Source organism: Collinsella sp. AM16-21 (assembly GCF_003471905.1).
In the GTDB taxonomy this organism is placed as follows: Bacteria; Actinomycetota; Coriobacteriia; order Coriobacteriales; family Coriobacteriaceae; genus Collinsella.
Genome location: NZ_QRKJ01000002.1, coordinates 54,591 through 69,997, shown reverse-complemented (window position 1 = coordinate 69,997; position 15,407 = coordinate 54,591). Strand labels below are relative to the sequence as shown.

Annotated in this window: 13 protein-coding genes; 2 read left to right on the top strand and 11 right to left on the bottom strand. The window is 61.6% G+C overall.

The genetic code is table 11. The features are described 5' to 3' along the window. Window positions 1–69: 69 nt before the first annotated feature. From DW180_RS02005 to purH, 4 genes are all read right to left on the bottom strand, one after another. Window positions 70–1,113: a sensor histidine kinase gene (locus DW180_RS02005; protein WP_118237182.1), complete on the bottom strand. Its 1,044-nt coding sequence runs from the start codon at window positions 1,111–1,113 to the stop codon at window positions 70–72. A gap of 9 nt (window positions 1,114–1,122) precedes the next feature. Then, complete coding sequence (locus tag DW180_RS02000; RefSeq protein WP_117640391.1) at window positions 1,123–1,794, bottom strand: response regulator transcription factor; 672 nt, start codon at window positions 1,792–1,794, stop codon at window positions 1,123–1,125. A 180-nt stretch (window positions 1,795–1,974) separates the two neighbouring features. Next, window positions 1,975–2,706: a hypothetical protein gene (locus tag DW180_RS01995; RefSeq protein WP_117759752.1), complete on the bottom strand. Its 732-nt coding sequence runs from the start codon at window positions 2,704–2,706 to the stop codon at window positions 1,975–1,977. Window positions 2,707–2,787: 81 nt separating this feature from the next. Beyond that, complete coding sequence (purH, locus tag DW180_RS01990; protein ID WP_118237180.1) at window positions 2,788–4,395, bottom strand: bifunctional phosphoribosylaminoimidazolecarboxamide formyltransferase/IMP cyclohydrolase; 1,608 nt, start codon at window positions 4,393–4,395, stop codon at window positions 2,788–2,790. A 277-nt stretch (window positions 4,396–4,672) separates the two neighbouring features. Between purH and DW180_RS01985 the strand changes: the two genes are divergently transcribed. After that, window positions 4,673–5,314, top strand: a complete 642-nt coding sequence (locus tag DW180_RS01985) for an N-acetyltransferase (RefSeq protein ID WP_117843648.1) — start codon at window positions 4,673–4,675, stop codon at window positions 5,312–5,314. Between the two features lie 189 nt (window positions 5,315–5,503). On the opposite strand, the gene DW180_RS10205 is transcribed toward DW180_RS01985, so the two are convergent. Further along, window positions 5,504–7,450, bottom strand: a complete 1,947-nt coding sequence (locus DW180_RS10205) for a DUF2207 domain-containing protein (protein ID WP_158566360.1) — start codon at window positions 7,448–7,450, stop codon at window positions 5,504–5,506. A gap of 395 nt (window positions 7,451–7,845) precedes the next feature. On the opposite strand from DW180_RS10205, the gene gluQRS reads away from it, so the two are divergent. Beyond that, entirely contained in the window at window positions 7,846–8,964 is a 1,119-nt protein-coding gene (gluQRS, locus tag DW180_RS01975) for a tRNA glutamyl-Q(34) synthetase GluQRS (RefSeq protein ID WP_255413429.1), read from the top strand. Between the two features lie 15 nt (window positions 8,965–8,979). Here gluQRS and DW180_RS01970 read toward each other — a convergent pair whose 3' ends face one another. The 6 genes from DW180_RS01970 to DW180_RS01950 all read right to left on the bottom strand — a co-directional run bounded on the left by DW180_RS01970 (window position 8,980) and on the right by DW180_RS01950 (window position 15,362). After that, complete coding sequence (locus DW180_RS01970) at window positions 8,980–9,705, bottom strand: metallophosphoesterase (RefSeq protein ID WP_118237178.1); 726 nt, start codon at window positions 9,703–9,705, stop codon at window positions 8,980–8,982. Continuing rightward, the gene (locus DW180_RS01965; RefSeq protein WP_117766411.1) at window positions 9,702–10,340 is read right to left on the bottom strand and encodes a metallophosphoesterase; all 639 of its coding nucleotides are present in this window, start codon (window positions 10,338–10,340) and stop codon (window positions 9,702–9,704) included. Before DW180_RS01965 ends, DW180_RS01970 begins: the two co-directional genes overlap by 4 nt. Window positions 10,341–10,349: 9 nt before the next feature. Next, entirely contained in the window at window positions 10,350–11,105 is a 756-nt protein-coding gene (locus tag DW180_RS01960; protein ID WP_118237176.1) for a metallophosphoesterase, read from the bottom strand. 128 nt (window positions 11,106–11,233) lie between these two features. After that, window positions 11,234–11,674: a hypothetical protein gene (locus tag DW180_RS10130; protein WP_147349712.1), complete on the bottom strand. Its 441-nt coding sequence runs from the start codon at window positions 11,672–11,674 to the stop codon at window positions 11,234–11,236. A gap of 21 nt (window positions 11,675–11,695) precedes the next feature. Beyond that, on the bottom strand, window positions 11,696–15,046 hold the full coding sequence (locus DW180_RS01955) for a CAP domain-containing protein (protein ID WP_118237174.1): 3,351 nt from the start codon (window positions 15,044–15,046) through the stop codon (window positions 11,696–11,698). Window positions 15,047–15,167: 121 nt separating this feature from the next. Continuing rightward, the gene (locus DW180_RS01950) at window positions 15,168–15,362 is read right to left on the bottom strand and encodes a hypothetical protein (protein WP_118237172.1); all 195 of its coding nucleotides are present in this window, start codon (window positions 15,360–15,362) and stop codon (window positions 15,168–15,170) included. Window positions 15,363–15,407 lie beyond the last annotated feature (45 nt).

The following is a 15,407-nucleotide window of genomic DNA, read 5'->3' as shown; positions in this document are numbered from 1 at the left end:
TGATAAAAGATGGCGTGCCGCCCCGGTTGGGGCGGCACGTTTTGTTTGGGTGGACGTCTGCCGTGTGCGCTACTCGAAATATTGGAACTTATTCGTCGAGAAGGCGAATGTTACGACAAAGCCTTCGCCGGGGTCGGAGGCTGCGGTAACGTCGATGCCCATCTTGGAGCACAGGCGCGCCACCAGGTAGAGGCCAATGCCCGTTGCGCGCTTGGTGGTGCGGCCGTTGTCGCCGGTAAAACCCTTCTCGAACACGCGCGGCAGGTCGGCCGCGCTCACGCCGCAGCCGTTGTCCGCGACGGTAAGCTCGATGCGTTCGCTCGCCAGGCCCTCGTCCAGCAACGCGCCCGAAAACACGATCTTTGCGCCGTCCTCGCGCGCATATTTGATGCTGTTCTGAATAAGCTGGCCTAGAATAAACTCGAGCCATTTCTCGTCGGTAAAGACCTCAAAGTCGAGGTTCTCGCACACCGGAGCCACGTGCGCCGCGATAAGCTCGCGCGCGTTGGCTTTAATCGCGCCCGTCACCAAGGTCTTGAGATCCCAACGGCGAATCAGGTAGTCGCGCTCCACGACTTCCGAGCGCGCATAGTACAGCGCCTGGTCGATATAGCGCTCCACGCGAGCCAGCTCGCGACCCAGGTCATCCACACGCGACAGGTCGTCTTCGCTGCCGTCCAGGTTTTCCAAAATCAGGTGGGCCGCCGCCAGGGGCAGCTTGGCCTCGTGGACCCAGCTCTCGATATAGTCGCGATAGTCATCGGTCTGACGTCGGCCTTCGGCAACCTCGTCGCAGGCAGCTTTGCCCACCCGGCGCAAGACCTCGTATTCGAGCTCGCCCTCGGCATAGGTCGGGCATTGCACCATCTCCTGCACCCATGCGGGACTCTCGAGCTCCTCTGCCGCGCGCTCCAACTGACGCAGAAAACGGCGACGGCGAGCGTACTCGATCACGATGCCGAGCATACCGAAGATAAAGGACACGCCAACCGCCACGACCACGATAGAAACGGGTGCGCCGGCGACCGTCAGCACAAAGCAGCTCAGCAGCACGCCGCACGTCCACACGGCGACGGGAAGCAGTGCATCTTTAAAGAACTTGCCAAACGACATAGCCGGCCCCTAGACCGAATAGCCTTGGCCGCGATGCGTGGTCAAATACCCCTTGATGCCGATTTTTTCGAGCGTGGTGCGCAGGCGGTTGATGTTGACGGTGAGCGTGTTGTCGTCCACGAAGGCATCGGAGTCCCACAGGTCCTGCATGATGGCCGAGCGCGAGACGATCTTGCCCGCGCGGCTCAGGAGCAGAGAGAGGATGCGCAGCTCGTTTTTGGTGAGCTCGGTGCTGTCGCCGGTTGCCGTGTTGGTGACCGCGGAGCGGGCGAGGTCGAGTTCCAGCCCCTTGTGGACCATGGTGCTACGCTCGCCTGCCGCCGTGGTGCGGCGCATCAGCGCGTTGATGCGCGCCACGAGGACGCGGGCGCTATAGGGCTTGGAAACGAAGTCGTCCGCGCCGAGCGTCATGGCCATGACCTCGTCGATCTCGGTCGTGCGCGACGTGAGGACGATGATGGGAACCTCGGATTCGCGGCGGACTTCGTGGCAGATATGCTGGCCGTCTTTGACGGGAAGCGTCAGGTCGAGCAGTACCAAGTCGGGTGCAGCGGCCAGGATGTCACGCGAGACATGCTCGAACGACTCGCAGGCCTCGACCTCAAAACCGGCACGGGCAAGGATATCGGCAAGCTCACGACGAATGGGCTCGTCGTCCTCAACGATATAGATCAGCGCCATGGATTCCGTTCCCCCCTCTTGGTTGTCTTACTGCCATTATTGCCGCGAAGTCGCCGGTGCGCGCCTCGCGCGGCATTAAGATGACAGAACTGTTCGCGAACGAAAGCGTTCGAATCGCCCCTCGCTCGCAGCGGGCGCGGGGATCAAATGATTAAATAATCCCCGTCCCAGAATAATCATTTAGCGGCGGGCGCGAAGCTTTTCGTAGCCGTCGGCAAAGAAGGCGACCGTCGCGGCATCAGACTCGGCGGCGTCGGCGTCGGTGGCAGGCACCACGCCGTGCTCGTCGCTTACCAGGAACAAGGCGCCCTTGAGCTGTGCGGGAATGTCTACGCGCGTGACCGGGATGCCCTTGGTCTGGGCCAGCTGCTCTATGAGCGTCGCCGTGCCACACAGGCACTCGTCCGCCGGCGCCACAAAGGCCAGCTCGCCGTTGTTGACGGCAGCGAGCAGCTCGGGCGCCACGCCGGTTTCGTCGGCCTCGGAGCGGGCCTCGGCGGAGCGGGCACGCAGCGCCTTGGCCGAAGTATCGGCCAGCGGCTCGTACTCACCCACCGTCATGGCGGCATTGCCGTTAACGTCGATCACCAGCATGAGCACGCCGTCGTGCGCGGTGTAATCGCCCTCGGCAAGCGACCACTCAACGTGCTGCTTGGCCCAGCTGAGCATGTTATGGGTAAGCGGCTCGCCCTGCACCAAGCGCTCGGACAGCGCGCGAATGTGACGGTTGAGCATGGGCACCTTTTTGTTGGACATGCGCCAACGGCAGATAAGCGCGGGCTTGTCGAGCGTAAACTTCTCGACCGCCTCCTGATTGGCGCAAAAGTCCTCGTACGCACGCTGATCCTCGGCATTGCCAAACAGCTCGGCATCATCAATCTGGGGCATGGTCATACCTTTCGTGTTAGTCATTCCGTCCTCTTATACCAAAAAGACGGCCCTCCAAACGGAGCGACCGTCTTTTGCAGAGATTATTTTGTCCCGAGGCGAAACTTAGTGCCTAAAGTGGCGGGCGCCCGTGAAGACCATCGCAATACCATGCTCGTTGCACGCCTCGATGCTCTCGTCGTCGCGCTTAGAGCCGCCGGGCTGGATGATGCAGGTCACGCCATGCGCGGCAAGCACGTCGACGTTGTCGCGGAACGGGAAGAATGCGTCGCTTGCGCAGGCAAAGCCGCCCTTCTCCACGCCCTCGCGCTCGCAGAAGTCCTCGGCACGCTCGCAGGCAAGTAGCGCAGAGTCGACGCGGTTGGGCTGACCCGGGCCCATGCCAATGCCGGCCTTACCCTTGGAGACCAGGATGGCGTTGGACTTAACGCCCTTGCAGACCTTCCAGGCAAACTCGAGCTCGGCCATCTCGGCGTCGGTGGGCTTGCGGTCGGTGGGGAACGTAAAGGTCGCGGGGTCCTCGGTCACGTGGTCGACCTCCTGCACCAGCATGCCGCCGTCGATGGAGCGCAGCTCCACCTGGGCGCCGTGGTCCACGCCGCCGGTAGCCAGCACGCGCAGGTTGGGGCGCTTGGCCATGCGCTCGAGCGCCTCGGCAGTGTAGCTCGGGGCGATGATGACCTCGACGAACTGCTTGTTCTGATCGGCAAAGTGCTCGACCAGCTCATAGGGAACCTCGCGGTTGCAGGCGATGATGCCGCCGAAGGCGCTCTTGGGATCGCAGGCGAAGGCGCGGTCGTAGGCAGCCGTGATGTCCTCGGCAACGGCAGAACCGCAGGGGTTCTGGTGCTTGAGGATCACGCAGGCCGGCTCGTCGAACTCGCGGACCAGGTTCCAAGCGGCATCGGCATCCAGATAGTTGTTGTAGCTGAGCGGCTTGCCCTGGATCTGCTCGGAGCCAACGAGCGGGAACTGCGAGCTCGCGGTGTTCTCGCAGCCCTCGGCAAAGCGGTAGACCGTAGCCTTCTGCTGAGGATTCTCGCCATAGCGCAGGTCGTCGACCTTCTCCAGCGAAATCTCGAGCTTGGCAGAGGTATCCGCCACGTCACTTGCCTGGGCGGCAAGCCAACGGGAGATAGCCGTGTCGTAGGCGGCGGTGGTCTGGTAGACCTTCACCTGCAGGCGACGACGGGTGGAAAGCGTGGTGCAACCGCCGGTCTCGTGCATCTCGGCCAGGACGGCATCATAGTCGGCCGGATCGGAGATGACGGTAACGCTCGTGGCGTTCTTGGCAGCAGAGCGCAGCATGGAGGGACCGCCGATGTCGATGTGCTCGATGGCATCCGCGAAGGTGACCTCGGGGTTGGCAACGGTCTTCTCGAACTCGTACAGGTTGACGACGACCAAGTCGATCAGCTTAATGCCGTGCTGAGCGGCCTCCTGCATGTGCTGCTCGGAATCGCGGCGGGCCAGCAGCGCGCCGTGAACCTTGGGGTGCAGGGTCTTAACGCGGCCGTCCATCATCTCGGGATAGCCCGTGAACTCCTCGATGGGGGTTACGGGAACGCCCGCGTCCTCGATGGCACGAGCCGTGCCGCCCGTAGAGATGATCTCGACGCCAAAGTCATCGACCAGCGTCCGTGCGAAATCGACGACACCCGTTTTATCGGTAACCGAGATCAACGCGCGTGCGATCTTCACATCAGATCCCATGCAGTCCTCCTGTCTGGTACGCCGCCGTGCTCTGTGAGTCGGTGATACGTCGATCTGCAGCGCTCGCGCAGCGGCATTGAAAATACTGATTCAATGTAGCGCATCGAGCGCGTCGATGCACCCCGCAACGGTCGCATGTGCAGAAAAAGCTTGCGAGCGGAGGGCATGGGCGCGGCACCGGGCGCGGTGAGTTCATGGAACACAGGGGCACCATAATTCGATGCCAATGGCGTGGTAGAACTGTGCTCGATATGCATCCGCAAAAGAAAGAGGCATCATGGTCTCGCGGGTTCTCTACCGACCGTTTGATACCGAAGACTTCGACACCATCGCGCTGATTCTGCAGCAGCTTTGGCATAACAATTCGGATAACGATGAGTACAACCGCCTTGAGGCCGCGTGCGACCTTGCCTACTGCCTTTCGTCGTCGACGTTTTCGCAGGTTGCCGTCATCGACGGCCAGGCGCGCGGCATTGCGCTCGCGCGTGCGGGGCAAAGCTCCGGCGCCACCGTCAATGAACATTGGATGGATACCGAGCGCGCGCTGCTATCGCAGATGCGTGAGCTGGAGCCCGATGCCTGCGCCGAGTATCTCTCGTTTGTGCGCGCAACCATCCGCACCAACAACCGTCTGCTCGAAAGCAGCCCCCTGCCACACGACAACGAGGTCACGCTGCTTGCCGTGGATCGCGATGTCCATGGCCTGGGCGTTGGCTCGGTCTTGCTCGACGCCGCGGTCTCGCACCTGTCCTCGCGCGGGGCGACAAGAGCGCACCTGTACACCGACTCCAACTGCTCATGGAAGTTCTACGAGCTGCACGGCTTTAAGCGCACGGCCACGCACCGCGCCAACCGCGAAGAGCGCCGCCACGACATGCCGCGCGAAAGCTTCCTCTACGAACTCGATCTAACAGCCTAAACCTGGCAGCTAGGGACGTTCCTTTTGTGCCGGCACCCCGGGACACTCCTTGGCAGCAACCGCACCTAGTCGTTAGGAACGTTCTTAAATGACTAGTTGCTGGGGACAGTCTTCGTAGGTAGCGCGTAAAAAGGGGATGGGCTTTCCCCGACGGCTGTCGAGAAAAGCCCATCCCATAATTTACGACCGTTAGAACGTTCCGCCGCCGCCTCCGCCGACGCCGCCACCGCCGCCACCGGAAAAGCCGCCGCCGCTGCCGCCGCTCGAACTATCGGAACTCGAAGCCAGCTCGCGGATGGTCTCGTGGTACACATCGTTGAACGAATCGAGCGGGGACTCGTTGCCGTAGTGATGGTAATACCACCAGTAGCAGGGGTAGTTGTCGTAGAAATCGTCGCTGTTGCGCAGGTCCGCAGGCACGGCCTCGGCCAGCTGTCGCAGCACTTCTTTCGAAACGCCCAGGGCAACGCCCATCACCAGCAGTTTGTTCCACAAGATCAGGTCGCTGGGAATGGCCTCCTTCAGGCGCGTAAAGTCCTCAAGCCAATGCTTGAGCGCTTTACAGCGAGCCGCCACCTCGGCGCCCTCCGGCGTGTAGCGACGGAAGGTGCAGCTCAGGACAAAGCCCACGATCGTGACGGGGATCGAGATCATAGCGGCACCGACATTGGCATCCGCAAAGTCGGCATAGAACAGAGAGCCCAAAATGCCACAGACAATAATGATGCCGAGAACCAAGCCGGCAACCAGGGCGATGGTGCCGTCCGAGGCGATAAGCTCGCGCGCCTCCAGCTTGCCCTTAACCGTGCTCTGATAGTCCTCGAGCTTGTCGCCAACAGATGTGGTGCGCTCGCTAGCGTACTCCTCCAGCTCGCTAAACGTGCGCGAACGGACTCCGTCCTTATCGGGCTTAACGCCGGCGAAGAAGACCTTGAGCACATCGCGATCGATGCCGTCCTTCTTGGCAGCCTTCCAGGCCTCGTCGGTCACTGTGATGCGATACGTCTGCTCCTCTTTTTCGCGACGGAGCAGACCCTTCTTCTTGGTCTCGGTCGCTTCTTCCAGCTTGATCACGCGGTCGTCGGTAAGCTTCATAAGCGTGGCGATATATGCCTGATCGGGCACCTCGTTCCAGCTCATGAGGGCCGAAAGCACGGCGGGATGGTCGGCCGAAGGCACATCGCGGAAATATTCGTCCTGGAAAAGCGGCTTGGGCTTGCGGCGGCGCAGCTTGAGCACAACGATTGTGCCGGTAAAGGCCACCGCCGCGACAACACTTAGCACGGCAAGCGCATTGGCAATCATGCGAGCGTGAGCGCGGCGAGCGTTGGCCTCGTCGGCCCATTCCTTCTCTTCGCTCAGAATCGTCGACATGCGCTTTTCGCCCGAGACGGCAAGCTGCGGCACCCAGTCGCTGGGGAAGGCGATGCGTGCCTCGGCGAATTCGCCCTCATGCACGCAGGGAATGGTATAGGTGACCATGGGCTCGTCCGCATCGAGCGACACGTCGCCCGTCAGCGGGCCGTGGCCCCATGCGCGGAAGTTATCGCCCTTGACGGCAGCCGTCCCGGCAGCGGCATTTGCAAAGTAGACTTCCATCTCGACGTCATCGGAGTCCGCAGACCAGCCGTCACCCACAAATTTCCAGTAGAGCTCGGCGGTATCGGCCCAGTTCATAACCGCACCGGTCATGGAATAACTCACGTAGTAGATTGCGCTGTCGCCGCTCTCGTGAGGGCTGAACACCTTAATCTTTACGCCGTCGTCGGACTGCTCCACCGTGTAAACGCCGTCGTCGCCTTTATTTGCGCTGTCGACCTTGTTAAACGCAGTGTCGTCTTCCTCGACGCTCAGCACATTGACGACCACCGAGCCGCCTTGCTGGTTAGAGCCTGTATTGATATCCCAATACACGCCGTTAATGTCATCGTCGAAATCGAACTGGCGTCCCTCGACAACGGTCAGCGAGCCATCGGCCTCAACCGTGGCACCGATATAGGTTTGGCTCATGGAGTAGCCGTCGGCGTGCGCGACGGCAGGCAGCAGCAACAACGCAAGCGCGACGAGTGCGCAGACGGAAGCGAACCGCGCAAACAGGCGGCGCTGCCGACAGGGCTGGGCAACGGGGGCGTTCATAGGCACATCCTTTGTCTGTGGTACCAGTAGCGTCATTGTCCCACGTTTGCGAGTTCATGTGACGAACATCTAGGTCAGCGGAGCGTCAAAACGGGACAAAAGTCACGCCCGCCGCCGGCACCTGGGGACGTTCCTTATCTGCCGGCAATCTGGGACACTCCTTGGCATAGCCCGCTCCGGCAATAGATACCACTTCATAGCTCCATCACAGGTGTAGCGGCTTTGTGTGGGCGCGGCATGCGCTGATTGAGCCGCCAGTTGAGGGGCATAAAGCAGTTGAGCGAAAACGGTTTGCCCCTTTGCCGTCCGCTTGAGGATCATGTCCCCCTTTTCCGCGGAAACCCCGGCAGTTGCGAAGAGCTGCCGGGGTTTCTGTCGTTTGAGGGCTAGATTGATTGACGACGATTAAGGCGCCGAGCCGGTGGTCCGGCACGCGCAACGTGTGGCCTCAGCAACTTGCAGGCCACGGCAGCGTCTCCCCCACCACGCCCCGCGCTATACTCGTCCGCATGGACATCAACGCACGCAACATAGCAACAACCGCCGCCGACGCGCCAACGACGCCGGCCGCTCCCGCGCCCGTCGTGGGGCGCTTCGCCCCGTCGCCCTCGGGCCGCATGCACCTGGGCAACGTGTTCAGCTGCCTGTGCGCGTGGCTTTCGGTCCGCAGCCAGGGCGGCAGCATCGTGTTGCGCATCGAGGACCTGGACGATCGCTGCAAGCGCCCGGAACTTGCCGCCCAATTGATTGACGACCTAGCCTGGCTGGGGCTTGAGTGGGACGAAGGCCCCTACTACCAGCACGATCGCCTGGACTTGTACGAGGACGCCCTGCACCAGCTGCAAGACGCCGGCCTCACCTATCCCTGCTTTTGCACGCGCGCCGAGCTCCACACCGCAAGCGCGCCGCACGCGAGCGACGGCACGCCCATCTACCGCGGCGCCTGCCGAGGCCTTTCTGCCGAGGAGGTTGCCCGCCGCAGCATCCTGCGCGCTCCGGCCACGCGTCTGCGTGTGCCCGACGTCGACGACCTCGCCGGCGACGTGATCGAATTCGTGGACCGCACGTACGGAGCCCAATGCGAGGCACTCGCCACCGAGTGCGGCGACTTTTTGGTGCGCCGCAGCGACGGCGTGTTTGCCTATCAGCTGGCCGTGGTGGTCGACGACGCTGCCATGGGCGTCACCGAGATCGTACGCGGATGCGACCTGCTTGGTTCCACGACGCGCCAGATCTATCTGCAACATCTGCTGGGACTGCCCACACCGCGCTACGCGCACATTCCGCTGCTCATGTCGCCGGACGGCCGCCGCCTTTCCAAGCGCGATTGCGATCTGGACCTGGGCGAGCTCCGCACCCGCTTTGGCACACCCGAGGCACTGTTGGGATGGCTCGCCGGGCAAACAGGCATCGCGCCGGACACCACGCCGCGTACCGCCGAGCAGCTGGTCGAGCACTTTAGCTGGGACGTCATCCGCGCGCATCGGGAGAACATCACTGTAACGGTCGAGTAGCCAGCCACCCCGCCTCTACGCAACATCCCAGGACTGGAGTTCGTCGCCCAAGCGAACGATGCAGTCGTAGAGCACGGCGTGGCGCTCGGCCGGGTTGGCATCCCGATGGAAATGCCCGTAATACCAGCACTTGTAATCCAAGCGGTCTTCCAGCTCATCGAAAAATGCCGTAAGCCGATCAACGGCGGGGTAATTCCAGCCGGGTGCCGGATAAAGCGTGGGCGAAAGCATGCGCGTAGAGCAGGTGTGGGTGACCACGTAGTCGACCTTCCAACCCACGCTGTCGAGCTTTGCCCGCGCCTCCTCAAAGTTGCGCTCGTCCGGCAGTTCCTGCGGCCACCAGCTGGAATAGGGAATGCGGTATTCTTTGTCCACGCTCGTGGCGCCGCCCATGGTAAAGATCGTTGAGCCGTCGAGCTCAAAAACCTCGCCGCGCGTCAGGCGCCGTATGGGGGAGGTATCCGACAGACGCTGCGTCAGCCCACCGTGCCACAGCTCCATGGGACGCTCCGCCCAGTGATCGAAACGCTCGTGGTTGCCGTCGACGAACAGCACGGTATAGGGGCGCGACTCCAGCCAAGCGATGTCGGCACATTCCTCGGCAGAGAAATCCCAGGGAAAGCCAAAGTCGCCCGCGATAATCAGATAGTCGTCGCTCGTCAGGCTATCCCCAAGGTCCCAATCGCGCAGCTTTTGCATGTCGAGGCCGCCATGAATATCTCCCGTCACATAGACTGTCATCGGATCACCACTTCCCTCTTATAGGTTTCGAGATCGTGCTCGACCTGCTCATCGCCCGTGGCGTTGACCCACCACGGCCACTTAACGCAACACGCCGGCTCGTCGACCTGCGCAAACCATGACTTGAGCTCCTCCAAGCTCACCGGAGCGTAGCCGCTGGCGTCCACGCCCACGTCATAGCGCAGCAGTCCCTGCCGAAGGTTGAACTTGTTGTACGCGCCGCCGCAGCTGTGGATATGTCCGTGCAGATGCCAGCCACCGTGCGACATGCCCTGCCAATCGACCATGGGATAGTGGCTCAGCACGATTTTTTGACGGTCGATCTTGAGCACGCAAATGGGCGGCTCGACGATAAAAGCATCCGCCACCGCAGGCTGCGTCCAGTCTTTGTCATGGTTGCCGGGCAGCAGATGGACGCGCTTGCATGCAATGCTTTTGCGCAGCTCGTAGGCATCTTGGACCGTCATCTTAAAGCTGAAGTCACCCAAAATGTAAAGCTCGTCATCCGCAGCGACCTTGCTATTAATGCTAGCGACCATGGCGTCGTTCATCTGCCCAACAGTCGACCAAGGCCTGTCGGCGAGCCGCAGCATGTTCTCGTGCCCAAAGTGGGTATCGCTGGTAAACCAGATCATGGGGACCTCCTAACGCACTTGCTCAAAATAGTCACTCGCCGTCTCATCCTGCCCATCGGCACATCGCGCTTCGATCGGCACGATATCTTGGTAGATAAGACGATGCTTGTCATCGCGCCATTCATCGTCATGGTAATGGCCAAAGAACCAGGTGCGGTAGTCGAGCCGCCCGTCGAGCTCGCCCAAAAAGGCCTGCAGCGAATCGTCGTAGAACTCGCGATTGCACTCCATGCACAGCTCGTCAGCCAAATCGACCGGCGCCTCGTGCGTCACAACATAGTCGACCTTCCAGCCCGCGCGATCGAGCGAGGCGCGACAGTGTTTGATCTCGCGCTCACTCGGCATCTCCTCGGGCCACCACGTCTTTCCCTCCTGACGCCACTGTTTGTCATGGCTCGCGGCGCCACCCATGGCGAGCACCGTGGTCCCCGTGATGTCGAACACCTCGCCGCGCATCAGGTGCAGCACGTGCGGGCGAACCTCGTGAACGAGGCCTCCGTTCCACTCACGCATTGGCAGCCCCGCCAGCAGATGATGGTTCTCGTGATTGCCGTCGACAAAACACGTGGTCCAGGGCTTGGACTCAAACCAGTCGAGCCAGTATTTGTCGGTGTTCGAGCCGCTCCATATAAAGCCAAAGTCGCCGGCAACGATGACAACGTCATCGCGCGTCAGCGTTCGACCCAATGGCCAAACGCGCGACGAGAAGCGACTCGCCCCATACTCGGCAACACCGTGAACGTCTCCGGTAACGAAAATAGACATCAAACAACACCTCCGTGCTGTGCGACTCTGGACAAATCAATGGAAGAAATTGCAGGCCGGGCCGGCATCTGTATCCCTTAGGGCTTACCCTTCGTTCTCCCATCCAAACGGATCAAACACCCAAAAAACTAGATCGAGCACACTGTTGGCGGGCAGCATGTTGGGCAGGGCGTCTTGCCTCGCTTGAGTGCAGCCGCTAATGGTACGCTTGTTTTAATGGCGTTTTGAGGAAGGCTTTTGCACCCCGTAGAACGGTGGTAAATCTTGCCGTTCTTAGTGACGATTACCTTGATTTTTGAGGTATCCACACTGCGGGGCTCGATGGGCGCAGCCACCTCTTGACGAGCTGGCGCTGTTTTCCAAGGCTTGCCTCTCGAAAAACCAAAATCGCAGAATCGATTGATATAGCTGTCGAAACATCCATCGAACAGCAACCCCGTTGCCAGACCCGCCATGAATCCGCAGGCGATCGCGGCCTCTCCTCTTATTTGCATATATCCCTCCTTAATCAATCTTGAAGAAAAAGGCGGCGCGCGCCGCAGAGCCCATGCCCCTGCGGTGCGCGCCAAAAACAGCGCGCTTCCCTGTCCCTAACGGATCAGCTGGCGGCGCTTATCGGACAGGAATACGCCGGCGGCCACCAGGACCGTGCCGCCGATCACGAAGGTCTCACCCAGCAGCTCGGACGCATCGCCCGTGGCGGGCATCGCCGTCTGCCAAGTCGTGGCCTCGGTCTTTGCCTCCGCATGCTTGGCCTGGTACGTCACTTGCGTGACGGGCTGGGTCTGCTCGCCGTTTCCGCGGTCGGCGGCCTCTTGGCGAGCGATCTCGGCGTTAAGCTCGGCAATAGCCTGGTCGAGCTCGACCTTGGCGGCGGTGTAGTTGGCGAGCGCCTCCAAGTATGCCGGCGCCACGGCATCCGTCGCAGCCACGGCGTCATCGAGTTCGGCCTTGGCGGTCGCGGCACGCTCGGCGGCATCGTGGGCCGCAGCGATCTTGGCGTTAAGTACCTCGTCCGCATCGTCAGTGCTGCCGTTGACAATGGCTTCGGCAATATTGATTCTGCGCAGGCGGGCAACCGCGGCGGCAGAGGCGTCGCGCGCGACAGTCGCATCCACCACGGCATCGTCAGCCTCCACCACGTCATACTCGGCATCGCTCACGGCCATCGCCGCTGCATCGAGCGCGGCATCGGCAGTCGCTTTGTCCCCAGTGGCCTTGGCAAGTGCTGCGGCGGCATTCTTAAGCTGAGAGGCGCGGGCGGCAGCTGCATCAGATTTTGCCTGAGCCGTTGCCACGACGGCGTCGGCATCGCTTGCAGCCCGCTGCGCCATATCGAGCTCCACCTGAGTGGCAGCAGCATCGATGCCTGCCTGATCGGCATCGCCTTGGGTGGCAAGAAGTTCGGCCTCCGCCTCGCGCTGATTGGCACGCGCGCTTTCGAGTGCAGACGACGCCGCATCAAACGCACGCTGAGCAGCGGCGATATCGGCTGAGTACGCCGCTAGCTCATCCTGGGCCGCGGCAAGTGCATCCCGTTTGTCGCCAACACCGGCACGAGCGGCGTCCAGTGCGCGCTTGGCAGCAGCCACCTTGCCCTTGGCAATGTCGAGCTCGCCAGACTTGGCGGCCACGGCGTCCTGCGCTGCCGCAACAGCGGCGTTGGCAGCGCTCAAATCGGCGCGGGCATCGCTGACGGCACGCGCGGCGGCGTCAGCTGCAGCCTGCTTTTGCGCCACGGCAGCCTGGGCCTCCGAGGCCTTGGTTGCCGCGACATCAACGTTAGCGGCAGCGCGCTCAACCTGGGTTTGCTTTGCTGCAACGGCCTGCGATGCTGCACTCACCTTGCTGCCGGCATCGTCGGCCACGCCCTGCGCCACAGCAAGCTCCTTGCGTGCCGCATCCACGCCCTGCTCGGGATTTGCCAACGAGTCACACCACGCATTCAACGCAGCCTCATACTCTGCAACCGTCATCGGATTGAGGTTATACGGCTTATACCATTGACCAGAATATACAAATGTTTGCGCCTGTGTACTCCCGTACAGCGTCCCTCGCGTGCAAACGCCCATGCCCGTCACGGTGTAATCGGGGTTGATCACGTTGATGTAATGGCCGACTGAGCGAATTAACCCACCATGCTTCGCAGCGTAGTTATCAATCTCGGAGCTATGCATCGTATAAAAATCGTAAGCGGGCTTTCCCGTAAGGCCCGTCGCGCCCAGCGAGGCGGCAGCAGCGTCAAAGACGGCCTTCTCTTGATCGACCCACTGCTTAAACGGATTGCTTCCGTAGTTCCATGCCACGTTTTCGCCCACTTCGAACTGCCTGGCGTGATCGATCTTCGTGTCGGAGAAGTTCGCATCCGCAATGGCAGTCGCCATCATGGCATACGTCACCTTGAGCTCGCCTAGGCCAACGCTTGCGCGATACTCGTTGCACGCTTTGAGCCACACAACCGCCTGCTTCATGTTGGCCAGGCTCGTCGCGTCGACCTCCTCACCCACCTTGTTATAGCTAGCGAGTTTGCAGTTGAGGATGATATCCGCCGCATCGTCGGCACCCACGCTCTTAAAGAACGCGATAGCACCCTGGCGGTAGTTCTCTGCCGATGCGTTCGCCGTTGCCTGAGCGGCATCGAGCTTTGCCTGGGCCTGAGCCACAGCCTGGTCGGCCTGCTGCTTTTGGGCCTTCGCCTGATCGAGCGCCTTGTCGGCAGCGTCTTTCTCGTCCTTGGCCGCCGAAAGCTTGGCCTGGGCATCGGCAAGCTCCGTGAGCGCACTGGCATGATCGGTCTTGGCCTGGTCAAGAGCGGCATCTGCCGCAGCCTTGGCGGCAACAGCGACATCCAGCTTGGACTGAGCATCGGTAGCAGCCTGTTGCTGGTCGGCAACTGTCTGCTGGGCAGTCCGCACCTCGCCCTGGGCAGCGGCAGCGTCCTGCTCGGCGGCAGCAAGCTCACCCTCGCGCTGCGACTGCGCGGCCTTGGCGGCGGTCAGGGCTTCGGACGCAGCGACCACCTTTGCCTTGGCGGCCTCGTACTCCGGCCCCGCAGCGCCCTGCTCGGCTCGGTCCAGATCGGCCTTGGCCGCGTCATAGCTCGCCTGCGCGGCATCCACGTCCGCATCTGCCGCGGCCTTTGCCTGCTGAGCTGCCGAAAGCTTGCCCTGCGCGTTCTGCTGCTTGACAGCGGCGACAGCGACAGCGGCCTGGGCATCCGAGAGCTTGGCCTGCGCATCGGCGGCCCGCTGCTTTGCCTGCTCCAGGTCGCTTGCTGCCTGCTCTGCAGCAGCCTGGGCAGCGGCTACGGCCTCGGGCGTGGCATCGGATGCAGCAGCCCGTGCAGCTTCGAGAGCAGACTGGGCATCGCGGGATGCCTTCTGGGCGGTAGCCAGGGCTTCGTCCTTGTCCGTCAGATTCTTCTTGGCGGCATCAAGCGCAGCCTGAGCGTTCTCAAGCGCCTTGACATCCGCATCGGCCTTGTCCTGCGCAGCGCCCATCTGCTTTTCCAGCTCGGCCGAGGCAGCAGAGGCCGCGCTATCGCTCGCACCACGGGCCGCGTCATAGGCACCCTGCACCTGCTGCTGGTTGGCGGCAGCGACATCGTAGGGAACAGCAGCCGTTTCCAGATCGGCCTTGGCGGCAGCGGCCTTAGCACGAGCCACATCGACCGCAGCCTGCAGGTTGGCGACCTTCTGCGCCGCCGACACCGTGCCCGCGCCAGTACTAGCAGCGGCCGCGCTCGTCAACGGAGACAGCACCGCAGCCGGCTTCCCAGTAGCGTCGGCACCGTTCGCGCCCTGTGCCACCGCGGTCAGCGGAGACAGCAGCGACCCGCCCGTCATGGCGATCGTCGCCGCGGCAACCGTCGCTATGCGCCCGGCGGCCTTCGTCTTACCCGCAGCGCCGCCGTTGATGTTCTTATTCACGTTCTTGCTCATTGCCGATTCCTTCCCACGATGAGCTGATGTCTGACACGCATAGTCGATCTAACGTGCCCCGCTAAAAAGAGGTGATAACGGGGTAATTAAATCGGAGGAGTTGGAGACAAGCCCACATCCATCAGCGGATGCCGAGCTCATACTCTCGCTCGCGCTCAATATCATTCAGGTACTCATAATCTTCGGAGCTAAGCTCTAAATCATCTTGAGCGAACATGTAGTTCTCAGCCTTAGAACAAATACTGTAACCGCAGATGGTATTGAAATCGATATGGTCGGTATTGTCGTTGTAAAGGGGGAAAATTCTGCTGGTCATGCTCAAATACCTCTCAACATAAACTGAAAACTCGTTTGCTTGGTC

What these genes read in the sequence shown, in the direction of transcription:
- DW180_RS01970 (WP_118237178.1), bottom strand. Translation starts at nt 9,705, where the DNA reads ATGACAGTCTATGTGACGGGAGATATTCATGGCGGCCTCGACATGCAA.
- DW180_RS01960 (WP_118237176.1), bottom strand. Translation starts at nt 11,105, where the DNA reads ATGTCTATTTTCGTTACCGGAGACGTTCACGGTGTTGCCGAGTATGGG.
- DW180_RS10205 (WP_158566360.1), bottom strand. Translation starts at nt 7,450, where the DNA reads ATGAACGCCCCCGTTGCCCAGCCCTGTCGGCAGCGCCGCCTGTTTGCG.
- DW180_RS01950 (WP_118237172.1), bottom strand. Translation starts at nt 15,362, where the DNA reads ATGACCAGCAGAATTTTCCCCCTTTACAACGACAATACCGACCATATC.
- DW180_RS01965 (WP_117766411.1), bottom strand. Translation starts at nt 10,340, where the DNA reads ATGATCTGGTTTACCAGCGATACCCACTTTGGGCACGAGAACATGCTG.
- DW180_RS01985 (WP_117843648.1), top strand. Translation starts at nt 4,673, where the DNA reads ATGGTCTCGCGGGTTCTCTACCGACCGTTTGATACCGAAGACTTCGAC.
- DW180_RS01955 (WP_118237174.1), bottom strand. Translation starts at nt 15,046, where the DNA reads ATGAGCAAGAACGTGAATAAGAACATCAACGGCGGCGCTGCGGGTAAG.
- DW180_RS02000 (WP_117640391.1), bottom strand. Translation starts at nt 1,794, where the DNA reads ATGGCGCTGATCTATATCGTTGAGGACGACGAGCCCATTCGTCGTGAG.
- purH (WP_118237180.1), bottom strand. Translation starts at nt 4,395, where the DNA reads ATGGGATCTGATGTGAAGATCGCACGCGCGTTGATCTCGGTTACCGAT.
- DW180_RS01995 (WP_117759752.1), bottom strand. Translation starts at nt 2,706, where the DNA reads ATGACTAACACGAAAGGTATGACCATGCCCCAGATTGATGATGCCGAG.
- DW180_RS02005 (WP_118237182.1), bottom strand. Translation starts at nt 1,113, where the DNA reads ATGTCGTTTGGCAAGTTCTTTAAAGATGCACTGCTTCCCGTCGCCGTG.